Origin of the sequence: Bacillus cereus group sp. BfR-BA-01356 (genome assembly GCF_022663635.1) — a bacterium.
In the GTDB taxonomy this organism is placed as follows: domain Bacteria; phylum Bacillota; class Bacilli; order Bacillales; family Bacillaceae_G; genus Bacillus_A; species Bacillus_A cereus.
The window spans coordinates 16,820-31,614 of the sequence record NZ_JAKUFX010000064.1 but is presented as its reverse complement, the minus strand read 5'-3'; the positions used below and the strand labels follow the sequence as shown (position 1 = coordinate 31,614).

The window sequence follows — 14,795 nt, the reverse complement described above, 5'->3', positions numbered from 1 at the left end:
TTAAATGTTTCATCATATGTTCTTCTAATTTTCCCCATAAAAAAATCCCCCTTATAGTAGACAGGATATAAAGCTTTCTTTTTTCTGTCTACTATAGGGGGAGCATATCATGTTGGGCGGCATTTTATTTTAAATATTCATAGGGCGAGCACTCATGATATCATTCGTGATACATAGAGTATAATTTTTCATTCTAATAATCAGAAAGTAATCAAAATGTAATTAATTTCAACTACGCTTTTTATATTTTTTTGATACACTGGCTACAAGGGGGATACCAATTAAGGTGGGTAAAAACCAAAACCATATTGGCGGAAGTAAATTTATAATAGGAATATGGATGCCGACATTTACTAAAAGTGCGGTGACTGCCCCTATATAAGAACCTAACATACCTCTAATGTGGTGATGGAGCCAATTTTTCCAACGTTTTTTTCGTGCAAGGTATCCATAAATCGCAAATGAATAAGAGAAGATTGCTACATAAAATAAATATGCAATTTTATCCCAGTTGATAATGGATAATAGTATTGCCGTAAGGGTAATGACAACATAGGATGCATGATATATTTCGCCCCATTCGGTATGTTTTCCTTTCTTCTTTTGGGCAACCATCGCTACAATACCAGTGATTAAGCATATTGTTCCAAATAGGATGTGTACGGTTAAAAGAATGTTAAAAATGCTCATAATAATTCCTCCTTTTTTATTTTTATAGTATTGCAGTATAGGAGAAAAGTTGAAAAATATAGTTAGTTCGGCTTAATATATTGAAATAAAGGTACTCCTAGAACAAAACCCAATGATTTAAATATTTAGTGAGATGATTATTATGTTAAATGAAGGAGAGACTTCTATGTTTACATCTATTACATATTTACAATCTGGCAATGAGAAACAACAAAAAATATATGATGTTTTGAATAGCCTAAACATAATGGAGGATTTAGCTTTATATAATCCCGTTCTTTGCGGGACAATCCCTATAAGAATTGATACTCCTCAATCTGACTTAGATATTGTAATGGAAGTATATAACTTTGATGTTTTTGAGCAGGAAATGAGATCTTTATATGGTTCTTATGGAGGGTTCAACATAAAAAAGAAAAAAATTAAAGGTACTGAATCGATAAAGGTGAATTTTGAATTCGAAGGTTTTGAATTTGAATTATTTGCTCAACCGAAGCCAGTGCGTAATCAAAATGCATATAGACATATGATAGTGGAGCACATGTTATTAATGCAGCATCCCCATATAAGGGAAGAAGTTATTCACTTAAAGGAACAAGGTTTAAAAACAGAACCTGCTTTTGCTCAAGTATTAAATATTGACGGAGATCCTTATGAAGAACTTATTTTATTAGGGCAGGAAATGAAATTGTGGTAAATAAGATACATAAAAAAATCCTCCAAAAACAAAAGAGGATTTTTTTTATGCCGTTAACTTCCGAATTAATTCACTGAGCAATTTAATTCCGTTAGTCATTTGTTCTGGAGTAGCATATCCATATGATAAACGAATGTACTGATCTGATTCTTCTTCATAAATACGTCCCGGATTTAAAAGAATTCCTTTTGATAGTGCCTCTGAAAATAGTTTTTTCATCGGAATGTTATGTACAACCTTTAGCCATATAAAAAATCCACCACTAGGAATATCCCATGATGCAATATCTGCACAATATTTATTTAAAGCTCGTATCATTATTTGTCTTCGTTCTTTCAGGTGCATTCTTACGTTTGCTACATGTTCTTCATAAAAACCTTCATTTATCCATTCAGCAGCTACTCTTTGAGATAAAGAGCTGGATCCATAGTCTGTTTGCATTTTTATATCTGACAATCTATCAATAACAGGTTCTGGTCCGATTATCCATCCAATTCTAAGTCCTGGGCTAAGTGTTTTAGAGAGACTACCAATATATAATACATGTCCATGTTTATCCATCGACTTTAAAGGAGCTGGAGGGGATTCATCAAGCCATAACTCTCGGTAAATATCATCCTCGATGATAGGCAATTGCTCTTTTTCACATATTTTTAATATTTCTTTTCTTCGCTCTTTGGACATCAATATCCCCGTTGGATTTTGAAAACAAGGGATTGAATATAAAATATTATTCTTTTGACTATATTTAATTCGCTTTAATAAGTCGTTAGGTAAAATACCGTGATGATCCATTGATATACCGGATAAATTTATATTTGCTGATTGAAAAACATGAAGTGAATATAAGTAAGAAGGTTGTTCAAGTAAAACAGTTGATTTTCTATGTAAAAGACCAATTGATATTAATTGTAATGCTTGGAGTGCACCCGAGACTATTAATATAGAACCCGGTGATGTATGTATTCCAAATGATTTTACGTATTTACTTATTGCTTCCCGTAACGGATAAAAACCTTTTTGTTCTTCGTATCCGAAATAATCTAATTCCTCACTGACGTTTTTAATTATAGATTGCATAGTTTCGAGCGGAAAAAGATGAGGTGCAAGTTCACCTTTACTAAGATGGATAAGCGTTTTATTTGCTTCTGCTTCATTTATTTCTCGCACCATTAACTTACTTGGTTTATGAATACCGGCCTTTACATATTCACTCCAATCGGGCGGGGGATTAGTTGCTAATAATGACCATGTATTATTTGTTACAATTGTTCCTGCTCCGATTTGTCCTTGAATTAAACCATCTGCCATAAGTTCATCTAGCGCATTTATTACAGTACTTCGATTTACATGAAATAATTTTGCTAACTGCCGCTGACTAGGGATTTTACTTCCAATTGGCCATTCTCCGTTTTCAATTTTTTCTTTCATATAGTCTATTATCTGCCGATATTTGGGCACTTTTTTATCGGTTGTCATATAAAAAACTCCTTCGTTTATTTAAAAGATTCAAAGTGGTTGGTTTTTCCGATAAATAACTGGTTGAAGACATTGTATCAACTATTAAATATGATGAAAAGAAATAATTGGTAATTTAAAAATGGTTGGTTTTTTAGGGAAGGAGAGAAAATATGCATAATAAAAAATGGGATTTACGCATTATATGTGCTCACGCTTTTACAATTCTTATATGGGGAACTGCTTTTCCAGCAATTCGTATGGGGCTTGAATCTTATACGCCTGAACACCTTACTTTACTACGCTTATTAATCGCTTCATTTATACTTTTGTTATTTTCATTTATATACAAACTACGACTACCGGATTTAAAGGATATCCCAGCAATTTTTATATTTGGTGCTTTAGGGTTTACTATTTATCACATCGCATTAAATTACGGCGAAAAAACAGTAAATGCTGGATCTGCAAGTTTAATTATTTCAGTCACCCCAATAGTGACGGCAATTCTTGCTTCTGTTTTTTTGAATGACAAAATGAAATTAAATGGTTGGCTTGGTGGTGTAATTAGTTTTACAGGAATTGCCTTAATTTCATTTAGCCAGGGCGATGCTATTCAATTGAATAGCGGGGGATTATTTATATTATTAGCGGCGATTTCAGAAAGTCTATTTTTCGTTTTCCAAACATCTTACTTAAAAAAATACGGCTTCTTACCATTTACCATATATACAATTTTGTCTAGTACTGTATGTATGCTTATTTTCTTACCCGGAGTTTATCAAGAAATACTAGCAGCTCCTCTTGAAGTTAACTTGAGCGTTATATATTTAGGTGTCTTTCCAACAGTACTCCCGTATATTGCATTGGCCTATATTATATCTCGTGCTGGTGCTTCTGAAGCAACAAGTTCTCTATATTTAACGCCAATAACTGCGTGTTTCATTGCTTGGATATGGTTAGGAGAAGTGCCAACTTTAGTTTCGATAATTGGCGGAGGGATTACTATACTTGGAATTGTGATTGCTCATATACCGGTATTAAGAAAAGAAAAACATAGGAATTTAGCAAATAATCAATCCGTATAATGTAATTCAATAATAATTTTATGATACTTTTTTATATAGTTTCTTTCTTATGTTGATAAATATAATATTTTTATGATACTTTTTTATATAGTTTCTTTCTTATGTTGATAAATATAATATTTTGTATTTCAGTTAAATATTGTATGTTACATTTTATGTAGTAAGCATTTTAAAAGGAGCTGACAACATAATGAATGGAAAAAGAAAAATTTTCACATGTATTTCTATTGTAGGAATCGGACTAGCTAGTTTTTCTAATTCTAGTTTCGCAGCAAGTGTAACGGACAATTCAATACAAAATTCTATTCCCGTAGTTAATCAACAAGTAGCTGCTGCAAAGGAGATGAAACCATTTCCCCAGCAAGTTAATTATGCAGGTGTTATAAAACCGAATCATGTTACACAGGAAAGTTTAAATGCTTCTGTAAGAAGTTACTACGATAATTGGAAAAAGAAATATTTGAAAAATGATTTATCTTCTTTACCTGGTGGTTATTATGTAAAAGGAGAGATTACAGGTGATGCTGATGGGTTTAAGCCACTTGGAACTTCAGAAGGTCAAGGGTATGGGATGATAATTACAGTATTAATGGCTGGTTATGATTCGAATGCTCAAAAAATCTATGACGGTTTATTTAAAACAGCAAGAACTTTTAAAAGTTCTCAAAATCCTAATTTAATGGGATGGGTTGTCGCAGATAGTAAAAAAGCACAAGGTCATTTTGATTCTGCTACTGATGGAGATTTAGATATTGCGTATTCTCTTCTTCTTGCTCATAAGCAGTGGGGATCTAATGGAACAGTTAATTATTTGAAAGAAGCACAAGACATGATTACAAAAGGTATTAAAGCTAGTAATGTTACAAATAATAACCGACTAAATTTAGGAGATTGGGATTCTAAAAGTTCACTTGATACGAGACCATCTGATTGGATGATGTCACACCTTAGAGCATTTTATGAATTTACAGGTGATAAAACTTGGCTTACTGTTATTAATAATTTGTACGATGTTTATACGCAATTTAGTAATAAGTACTCTCCAAATACAGGACTTATTTCAGATTTCGTTGTAAAAAACCCACCACAACCCGCACCTAAAGACTTCTTAGATGAGTCAGAATATACAAATGCATATTATTACAATGCTAGTCGGGTACCATTGAGAATTGTAATGGACTATGCGATGTACGGCGAGAAGCAAAGTAAAGTCATTTCTGATAAAGTCTCTTCATGGATTCAAAATAAAACGAATGGAAATCCTTCTAAAATTGTGGATGGTTATCAATTAAATGGATCCAATATTGGTAGTTATCCAACTGCTGTATTTGTTTCACCGTTTATTGCTGCAAGTATAACGAGTAGCAATAATCAAAAGTGGGTAAATAGTGGTTGGGATTGGATGAAGAATAAGAGAGAAAGTTATTTTAGTGATAGTTATAATTTATTAACTATGTTATTTATTACAGGAAATTGGTGGAAGCCTGTACCTGATGATAAAAAAACACAAAATCTAACAAATGATGCGATTTATGAAGGATACGATAATTAATTAAATTTGAGAATGGTTACTGAAGAAAGGAATTAGCATTCGCTAGTTCCTTTTTAATGTTTTGTAAAACATTATTCATTCTAAAATTCGCATAGATATACTTGCTTTTTTCATATACATAGTTATTGATGACTCTATGTTTTTATGAAGGGAGAGTATTTCTTGGAAAAAGTATTATTTTTCGGAGATCCAGGTATTGATGACTCATTTGCCATTATGTATGGTTTACTGCATCCCGAAATTGAAATTGTCGGTATTGTAACCGGATACGGAAATGTTGAGCATATACATGCTGCACATAATGCAGCGTATATTTTACAGTTAGCAAATAGACAAGACATTCCTGTCATTAGTGGTGCAACAAAACCACTGACAGAAGAAATCACTACGTACTATCCTGAAATTCACGGAGCAGAAGGATTAGGACCCATCCATGTTCCAGAAAGCGTATTATCTATTCCAATATACAATTTTGGTAGTATCGCTGCGATTCTTGTAAAGTACGGAAAAGATTTAACGATTGTTGATGTAGGAAGATCTACCTCGTTAGCAATTGCTTTTAATTTATGGAATGATTTAATGCTAAATGTAAAAGGAATCTATTTCATGGGTGGTGTTTTTTTAGAAGTAGGAAACGTTACGCCATTAGCAGAGGCAAACGTGTATGGAGATCCGATAGCAAGTAAAATTGTTTTCCATCAAGCAAAGAATTTATTCATATTCCCTTTAAATGTAACAAACAAAGCTGTGTTAACACCAAATGTATTTAACTATATTCAAGCTAATGCAAAGAATCCATTTCATATGATAATGAAACCAATGTATGACTACTATCTATCCGCATACCAAAAACTTAATCCATCTATGGAAGGACCTTTGCTACATGATGTGGTTGCAATAAGCGGATTAGTAAATCCAAGTTTTTTTCAATTTGTGCATCGTACAGTAAACGTAGATACATACGGAGATACGAAAGGACAAACATTTGCTGATTTTCGCCCTAACTCTAAATCTGAAGGAGCCCGTATAGCTTTAGAAATAGATGCAGAAAAATTCATTCAAGATTTTATAAAAATTATGTTATAAGTTGCTGTCGAAAAAGGGAATTATTTCAATGCGTTGAATATAAAAATACATCCTCTAGATAAAGGAGCTTACAATATTGAATGTCCAGTTAAAGGTTGTTACGAGAGACAATTGGGAAGATGCGTTAAAGTTACAAGTTAAAGAAGATCAAAGAAAATTTGTCCCCGCTGTAGCAGTTTCGCTTGCTAAAGTATATATAAAACCAGATGGTGACAATGTAGAGTACATACCATTCGCTATATACGATGGTGACCTTATGGTTGGTTTTGTTATGCATGCTTGTTGTAAGAGAGACATCGGATATGTATTGGATTAACGGATTCATTATTGATCAATCGCAGCAAGGTAATGGTTATGGAAAAGCAGCATTACAAGAAAGTATTAATATAATAAAAAATACATTTAAGATGTGTAAAGAAATTAGATTAACCGTACATAAAGATAATCTCTCTGCAAAGAAATTATATGAACGATATGGTTTCATATCATTAGGGCAGGAGTATGATGGTGAGCAAGTATATCGTTTATTTGTTTAACTATTAGGAAGTAAAGGTGTGAAATGAAATATGCAATTTACTGAAGTGAAAATTGAAGTGTTCATTCCTGAAGAATATATTGAAACATTAAGGGATGAATTAAATAAAATTGGAGCATGTAAAACTGGCGAATATGACCATTGTCTTTCCTATAGTTCAGTGAAAGGATATTGGAGACCTTTAGAAGAGGCATCTCCTTTTAATGGAGAAATTGGTCAAATATGCGAAGGACAAGAATGTAAAGTTGAAATAAAGTGTAAACGAGAACTTGTAAAAGATGCTCTTGAAGTTATTAATGATATTCATCCGTATGAAACACCTATGATTTATATTATACCAATACTAAATGACTATTTTGAGAAACTATACATTAAATAACTAGGAGGAATATCAATTGAAAAGTAAATTTCATCATATTGTACGAGCAGTCATGATAAAAGATGAAAAATTATTAGTTGCTGAATATATCGGCCATCATTATTTTTTACCTGGTGGCCATGTTGAAATTGGAGAATCAGCAGAGAATGCATTAAAAAGAGAGTTAAGAGAAGAACTTGGAGTAAACTGTAGTATACAACAATTTTTAGGTGTCATAGAAAATCAATGGCAAGATAAAGAAGTTCTTCATCATGAAATTAACCACATTTTTGAAGTAGAGTCACAAGATTTACATACGGACTTAACACCGAAATCTAGCGAGTCTCATTTAGCATTTCACTGGATAGCTTATAATAAAGAAGCCTTAAATCATTATGAAATCATGCCAATGCCTTTAGTAAAGGAATTACTAGAAAGTAAGTTAAATGATGAACTCCTAAATTGTTGGATTAGTAATTTTTAAATCACTTTATTTATAGTAAATACGTCCATCGAATGAATATAAAGAAAATAGGCTGAAAAACAAGGTACATCACCTAGTGTAAGTTCATATTTTGTTGATGTACGCATTTAGTCTATAGTCTTGTTTCTACTTTGTTTAAAAGAATTTATTAACTTTAATATTTGGACGGAATTTACATTTATAAATGGAGGGTTTCATAATGAATCAGTTTCAACAAGAACTACAATCATTAAACCTTAATGATTATCAAACTGGCAATGTTGTGTATTGGGATCAACAACAAAGTCAATATCCATACTATTACATTCAAGACGATGCACGTCGTTGCGGCGGATGTGGCGGTAGATGTGGTGGTTGTGCAGGTCGTTGCGGCGGATGTATAGGATGCGCAGGATGTTTCAGTTGCTTTAATTGCTGGAACTGGTGGATTATTTAAGTATAGAAAATCCAAGTTATTTTATATGAAAGAAAGGTGTAAAAACTATTTTGCACTTTTCTTTCATGCTGTAATTTTGATGTGTATTAAGGGGGATTTATTTGTATACATATGATAAGTTGATTTCTTGGGTAGAGGATATAAAAGAAAAAAATCATAGTTCTGCTACAGCACTTTGTATTATAAAAGATAATAAAATCGTACTAGAGCATTATAGTGGTTATCACTCAAATACATCTACAACCAAGAGAGTAACAGCATCTTCACAATTTAACGTTGCTTCTGCTAGAAAAAGTTATTTAGGATTAATGATAGCGTATGCGCTTTATGAGGGGAAAATAAACTCTATTGATGATGAAGCGATAAAATATTTTAAAGACTTTGATCCTGCATTGCTTAGTAAAACGACGATAAGACATTTAGTAACACATTCGCACGGATTAGAAGAAACGAATGACAGGACAATTTTTCGTGAATTTGCACCGGGACAATCATGGGCGTATAGAGATATTAATGTAAGAATGATGACACGTCTTATTTATCAGCTATATAACAAAAGTTTTCCTGAATTGTTAAAGGAGCGTGTGTTTAAACCTGCTAATTTTCAAGAAACAGGTTGGAGAGTTCAGCGAGATGAAAATTTAGTTGACGTTGTTAATAATCCAAATGAAGACGCAATTAGTGAAATTGGTACGGTAGATGACGGTACTGAAAAAAATTTGTTTGTCTCAGCTAGAGAATTTGCGCAGTGGGGCAATCTTCATTTAAATCAAGGTGGGATAGATGGTAAACAAATTGTTCCAAAAGAAGTTATAAAAATCGCTACGAGTTTGCAGAGTCCAACATATATAAACAAAGAGCTACCACAAAATGGATTGTTTTGGTTCATCCAAAATGAGCCTGCGCAATTAAGCGAACTTGGTGAACGTGTTCCAAAAGGGTCGTATCAAATATTAGGGATTACTGGACCGACCATTTTAGTAATACCTGAATATAATGTAGTTGTTGCAAAAATGTATAACAAAAGATATAACTACGGCGGTGATAATTACTTATATTATTTACGTGAATTTAGTAATTTAGTCGCTGATACATTTAGTAACGGTAATAGGGCATAATTACTCCTATAACAAAAAGGAGTGATTGAAAGTGAAAGATAAAGTGAACAAAAATAAAAAACAAAATATAAAAGATGTAAATACAGAGCAAAATGCGATTTATAGCGATCCTAAAGATGCAGCTAATATGCAAACTGTACCGCAGCCGAAAGATTTTGATGAAATCGAATATTAATTTTTCATCCGACTATATGATGAATGAAAAATACGTCTTAAGTCTCATCACATATAAGAAATTATTTGATAACATATATACATAAGCATTTGAAAATGGCTTATCTTAACAAAGCTTTCTTTAGAAACATCTGATATAACCTGCAAAAGGCACTTCTTTATGAAGTGTCTTTTTGTGTATATGAACTTAATTACCATTTTCCGTACAGTATCTTGCAATTTATGATGGATATACTAACTGTGAAAATTCATGTCAAGATAAAAGAAGGGGACAGTTAGTATGAAACAAACTTCTATAAATCCGTTACTAATTGTTCTAGGTACAATCATTGTTCAAATTGGCCTTGGAACAATTTATACATGGAGTTTATTTAATCAACCCCTTGTAAGTAAGTTTGGATGGAATCTTAATTCAGTAGCGATAACTTTCTCCATAACAAGTTTTTCTTTATCATTCTCAACTTTATTTGCAGCCAAGTTGCAGAAAAAATTAGGACTTCGAAAACTTATTGCTACTGCAGGAATTGTTTTAGGACTCGGCTTAATACTTAGTTCACAAGTTTCTTCTTTACCACTATTATATTTATTAGCTGGTGTCGTTGTTGGTTATGCGGATGGAACAGCTTATATTACATCACTATCTAATTTAATTAAATGGTTTCCAAATCGGAAAGGGCTTATTTCAGGTATATCTGTATCAGCGTATGGAATGGGCAGCTTAATCTTTAGATATATAAACGGAAATCTTATCGATAACCTTGGTGTATCACAAGCATTCTTATATTGGGGTATTATCGTGTTACTTTTAGTGTTAATCGGATCGTTCTTCTTACGTGAGGCAATTGTAAGTAATGCTGTAACTGAAACATTACACAATGACTATACTCCGCGTGAAATGATGCGAACGAAACAAGTATATCTGCTATTTTTTATGTTATTCACCTCGTGTATGGGTGGTTTGTATTTAATCAGTATGGTAAAAGATATCGGTGTACAACTCGTTGGACTTAGCGCAGCAACCGCTGCAAACGCCGTTGCTATGATTGCAATCTTTAATACAGTAGGTAGAATCATTCTTGGGACGTTATCAGATAAAATCGGGCGAATGAAAATTGTCTCTGCAACATTTATTATTATAGGATTGTCAGTCTTTACTTTAAGTTTTATTCCGCTAAATTACGGAATCTATTTTGCTTGTGTAGCAAGTGTCGCCTTTTGCTTCGGCGGTAATATAACTATATTCCCAGCTATTGTCGGAGATTTCTTTGGATTAAAAAACCATAGTACAAATTACGGGATTGTCTACCAAGGTTTCGGATTTGGTGCGCTTGCAGGATCATTCATTGGAGCGATACTTGGAGGATTTCAACCAACTTTCATTATAATTGGTGTTTTAAGTGTTATTTCCTTCATTATTTCAATATTAATCCGTCCACCAACTGCAGAGAAGAAAAAGGAACTAAAACATTTACATCGGAAAGTAGCTTAATTTTAAAAAGAGTCCTCATACTAGGGCTCTTTTTTATTCCATTAACTTTGCTTCTTTACCAACTCATTAAAGACAGGACAATATCATTTTAAAATTGAATAGATAAGTAAAAAGGAGCGTGACACTTAAAATGAAAATAGTACAGCAGTGGGTACAAGAAGATAGTGATTACATAAGAGAGAAAGTAATTGAATACAATCAAAAATATCTCGCAGATGAAGAAAAAACACCTTCAGAAAAGGTTAGTTTCATAGTAAGAAATGAAAAAGAAAAAATAGTAGGTGGGGTAACAGCAATAACTTTTTGGCACCATATACACGTTGACTTTCTATGGGTTTCTGAAGAATATAGACATGAAGGTTACGGAACCAAGTTAATAAAACTTATTGAAGAATTTGCAATTGAAAAAGAGTGCAGGTTAATCAATTTAGATACTTTTAGTTTTCAGGCGCCTGATTTTTATAAGAAGCATGGATATAAAGTAATCGGAGTAAGTGAAGATCATCCGAAAGGACATAATCATTATTATTTAGAAAAACGGCTAAAAAGTATATAGAATTTGTTAACATTAGTATTTGGAATACACATGCAATAAGGGCGAGGTTATTATTAATTTCAGTATTAATTGAATCAATTTTTATTCTAAAACTGCAAGAACGTACTTTGGATAATCTTCCTAAGGTACGTTCTTTTTTTATATCAGTAGCCTATTCTTATTAACTCCACCAATAGTGGTAAAGGCAAGACTTAACTAACTTATATATATTAAAAGGAGTTAATGGTAGAATGAATAGAAGACAGAAAATTCCTTTTATTAAAAATAGAGGAGGTACATATGAAAAAAGTTAATGTTACATACGCGATTTTGTACGATAAAACTAATGAAAAGATTTTAATGGTAAAAAACAAAGGGGAAAATGGTTCTTATTATACATTACCAGGTGGCGCAGTTAAATTAGGAGAAACATTGGAAGAAGCAGTAATTCGAGAAGTAAAAGAAGAAACAGGGTTACATATAAACGTAAAAGGGATTTGTTCTATCAGCGAAGCCTTTTTCGAGGAAAGAGATCATCATGCAATTTTCTTTAATTTTCTAGGTGAAATAATTGGCGGAGAGACATATATATCAAGGCCAAAAGAAATTGAAGAGATTACTTGGATGGAATTACATATAGCAGCTCCATATTTACGCATACCAGAACATTTACTAGATTTATTACAAAAGAAAGAAACAGTACCTTATTTTTTTAACGGAACAATCGTTCATCAATCTTCATAAAAATATTATCTCATGTAAGGCGGGGAAAACATGGAGTTTATCGTTAATCACAAACAATTCACTCAAGCACTTTCAGAAGTAAGTAAAGCAATATCAACAAAATCTTTAATTCCTATATTATCTGGTATAAAAATAACTGCAGATCAATCTGGAATTACTTTAATCGCAAGTAACTCGAATATTTTTATTGAAAAATTCATTCCTGTTTCAATTGAAGACGAAAAGATTGCAACTATTTTAAAGGCAGGAACTATTGTTGTACCTGCAAAGTATTTCATTGAAATAATAAAGAAAATGCCAAGTGATATAGCAATAAAAAGTAAGAATGAGCAATTAATTACGATACAATCAGAAGAAATCACATTAAGTTTAAATGGATTTCCTGCAGATGAGTTTCCGAATGTACCGCTTATAGACAATCATGCAGAAATCAAAGTAGAGACAGAGCAATTGATTGAAGTATTTAAACAAACAGTCTTTGCGGTAGCGAAAAATGAATCTAGACCTGTTCTTACTGGGGTGCATATAGAGTTATCTAATAATAAGTTAATTTGTGCTGCAACTGACTCACATAGACTAGCGATACGTGAAACATTACTTTCCTCAGATGTAAAAGCAAATTGTATTGTACCAAGCGCAACCATTAGTGAACTTCTAAAATTAATGAACAGCAATTCAGAATTCGTATATATCTATCTTTCAGAGAGTCATATTATATTTACGCTCGGAACAACTACATTATATTCAAGACTAATCGAAGGGAAATATCCTAATATTTCTAATCTTATTCCGAACGACTTTAAAACGATTATTAACATAGATAGAAAAAAGATATTACAAGGTGTAGACCGATCAAGTTTATTAGCAAGTGAATGGGCCAATAACAATGTTAACTTAGAAATCATAAACGAATCTACAATTAAAATTTCTTCAAATGCTTCTCAAATTGGGCAAATATCCGAAACGCAACAAATAGATGCGATTCAAGGTGAAAAACAATTAAATATATCTTTCGATGGGCGTTTTATGGTTGATGCTTTAAGAGCAATAAAAGAAGAAACGATTACTTTAAGCTTTGGTGGTTCTATGAGACCGATATTGATTGAAGCAGGAGAGAAATCTGCAGCAGTACATCTTATATCACCAGTAAGAGCTTATTAGGGATAGAGGAAGGGATTACATTATGTACAAGCAGACTTTTGTTTTATGAAATCATAAATCAATACATTATAAGAATGATGTATTAGTAAAGCAAACAGTTTACTAATTCCTACATAATATAATTCATAGACAAAGCAGCAATGGTAATCTGAAATACAAAGCAAAATAATAATAACCTCAATATAAAAGCCATAGATTAATCGATATGGGGTGAGTATGATGAAGAAAATAATTGTTTTACTCATTGGTATAGTTTTAATTACTTTTGCTTTTTATCAATACAATAAAAAAGACTATGCAGCTAAAAGTACTAACTTGTATGTAGAAAACTTTAAAGGGGAAAATGATTCAATAAAAATACAATCTGCTATTAATAAAGCAGAATCTAGTAAAATTAAAACGGTATTACTTGATGATAAGAAGTATAAAATTACGTCACCAATCATTGTTAAAAAAGGTGTGAAATTATTATTTGGTTATGGATCCCAATTTGTAGTTGAGGGAAACTTTAGAGTTCTAGAACTGGAGAACAACGCATCCATTGAAGGAGCGTATATAGCTATTGACGACCCTAAATTTAACTCTGAAGTTATTTATTTAGACGGTAAAAATAAATATTATAACACTTGGAACAAAACACAAATAAAAGATATAAATATTATCAATTGGACGGAAACGAATAAAGGTACCGGAATTTCTTTATACTCTGCTGGAAAAGAAAATGAAATTTCGTTTGTTAACTTCGAAAATATTAAAGTTGTAGGAATGGAAACTGGACTGAAATTAGTAGCAAAAAAACCGAGCACCGGACAAGCTTGGATAAATGCCAATCGTTTTATGAACTTTTCTTTAGAAGACTGTGTAAATATGATTTATATGGATAGTCAAGTAACTACGCCAAATGAAATTAGTGGGAATCAATTTACAAATCTTCAAATACAGCCTTCAAATAAAACAAAAAGCATTATACAGGTAAGTGGTCAGCATAATGAATTTCATGGGATGGTGTGGGATTTAAATAAAATAAAACATGAAACCGAACTCATTGAACTGACTGATAAGAGTATGAATACAGTGGTTGAAATGTCCAGTGTACCAGCAAATAGAGTTTTAGATAGTGGGAAATCCAATATTGTGAAATAAGTTTAAATACAGAAAAAAGAGCGAATTCTTTATAAGAGGATTCGCTC

The 14,795-nt window shown here is 32.2% G+C and carries 16 protein-coding genes and 1 pseudogene; 15 read left to right on the top strand and 2 right to left on the bottom strand.

The features are described 5' to 3' along the window. Nucleotides 1-228: 228 nt before the first annotated feature. Nucleotides 229-690, bottom strand: coding sequence for a hypothetical protein (locus tag MR168_RS19875; protein WP_006929674.1), 462 nt, complete (start codon nt 688-690; stop codon nt 229-231). 166 nt (nt 691-856) lie between these two features. Between MR168_RS19875 and MR168_RS19870 the strand changes: the two genes are divergently transcribed. Further along, nucleotides 857-1,387, top strand: a complete 531-nt coding sequence (locus MR168_RS19870; protein ID WP_048656837.1) for a DUF4269 domain-containing protein — start codon at nt 857-859, stop codon at nt 1,385-1,387. A 45-nt stretch (nt 1,388-1,432) separates the two neighbouring features. Here the strand turns inward: MR168_RS19870 and norG are convergent, their stop codons facing one another. Further along, nucleotides 1,433-2,866 (bottom strand): efflux pump transcription regulator NorG, encoded by a 1,434-nt coding sequence (gene norG, locus MR168_RS19865; RefSeq protein ID WP_086412059.1) that lies wholly within the window; start codon nt 2,864-2,866, stop codon nt 1,433-1,435. 152 nt (nt 2,867-3,018) lie between these two features. On the opposite strand from norG, the gene MR168_RS19860 reads away from it, so the two are divergent. The 14 genes and pseudogenes from MR168_RS19860 (at nt 3,019) to MR168_RS19795 (ending at nt 14,748) form a co-directional block, all read left to right on the top strand. Further along, complete coding sequence (locus tag MR168_RS19860) at nt 3,019-3,933, top strand: DMT family transporter (protein ID WP_025709387.1); 915 nt, start codon at nt 3,019-3,021, stop codon at nt 3,931-3,933. 190 nt (nt 3,934-4,123) lie between these two features. Next, nucleotides 4,124-5,485, top strand: a complete 1,362-nt coding sequence (locus MR168_RS19855; protein WP_086412060.1) for a family 8 glycosyl hydrolase — start codon at nt 4,124-4,126, stop codon at nt 5,483-5,485. Between the two features lie 162 nt (nt 5,486-5,647). After that, on the top strand, nt 5,648-6,571 hold the full coding sequence (locus tag MR168_RS19850) for a nucleoside hydrolase (RefSeq protein WP_086412061.1): 924 nt from the start codon (nt 5,648-5,650) through the stop codon (nt 6,569-6,571). Nucleotides 6,572-6,647: 76 nt separating this feature from the next. Further along, nucleotides 6,648-7,107: pseudogene (locus tag MR168_RS19845) on the top strand (GNAT family N-acetyltransferase). Between the two features lie 30 nt (nt 7,108-7,137). Continuing rightward, nucleotides 7,138-7,485, top strand: a complete 348-nt coding sequence (cutA, locus tag MR168_RS19840; protein WP_001160791.1) for a divalent cation tolerance protein CutA — start codon at nt 7,138-7,140, stop codon at nt 7,483-7,485. 16 nt (nt 7,486-7,501) lie between these two features. Further along, the gene (locus MR168_RS19835) at nt 7,502-7,948 is read left to right on the top strand and encodes an NUDIX domain-containing protein (RefSeq protein WP_000836831.1); all 447 of its coding nucleotides are present in this window, start codon (nt 7,502-7,504) and stop codon (nt 7,946-7,948) included. A gap of 199 nt (nt 7,949-8,147) precedes the next feature. Beyond that, nucleotides 8,148-8,384 (top strand): heterocycloanthracin/sonorensin family bacteriocin, encoded by a 237-nt coding sequence (locus MR168_RS19830; RefSeq protein WP_127063985.1) that lies wholly within the window; start codon nt 8,148-8,150, stop codon nt 8,382-8,384. Between the two features lie 101 nt (nt 8,385-8,485). Then, a complete protein-coding gene (locus MR168_RS19825) occupies nt 8,486-9,502 on the top strand; it encodes a serine hydrolase domain-containing protein (protein ID WP_000288894.1) in 1,017 nt (338 codons plus the stop codon). A 31-nt stretch (nt 9,503-9,533) separates the two neighbouring features. Continuing rightward, the gene (locus MR168_RS19820) at nt 9,534-9,677 is read left to right on the top strand and encodes a hypothetical protein (protein WP_000653680.1); all 144 of its coding nucleotides are present in this window, start codon (nt 9,534-9,536) and stop codon (nt 9,675-9,677) included. A 279-nt stretch (nt 9,678-9,956) separates the two neighbouring features. After that, complete coding sequence (locus tag MR168_RS19815) at nt 9,957-11,165, top strand: L-lactate MFS transporter (RefSeq protein ID WP_086412063.1); 1,209 nt, start codon at nt 9,957-9,959, stop codon at nt 11,163-11,165. A gap of 130 nt (nt 11,166-11,295) precedes the next feature. Next, nucleotides 11,296-11,721 (top strand): GNAT family N-acetyltransferase, encoded by a 426-nt coding sequence (locus tag MR168_RS19810; protein ID WP_086412064.1) that lies wholly within the window; start codon nt 11,296-11,298, stop codon nt 11,719-11,721. A 279-nt stretch (nt 11,722-12,000) separates the two neighbouring features. Continuing rightward, nucleotides 12,001-12,444 (top strand): NUDIX hydrolase, encoded by a 444-nt coding sequence (locus MR168_RS19805; protein ID WP_000757601.1) that lies wholly within the window; start codon nt 12,001-12,003, stop codon nt 12,442-12,444. Nucleotides 12,445-12,474: 30 nt separating this feature from the next. Then, on the top strand, nt 12,475-13,605 hold the full coding sequence (gene dnaN, locus MR168_RS19800; RefSeq protein WP_016122605.1) for a DNA polymerase III subunit beta: 1,131 nt from the start codon (nt 12,475-12,477) through the stop codon (nt 13,603-13,605). Nucleotides 13,606-13,824: 219 nt separating this feature from the next. Then, on the top strand, nt 13,825-14,748 hold the full coding sequence (locus MR168_RS19795) for a hypothetical protein (RefSeq protein WP_042866981.1): 924 nt from the start codon (nt 13,825-13,827) through the stop codon (nt 14,746-14,748). The last annotated feature ends 47 nt before the right edge of the window (nt 14,749-14,795 follow it).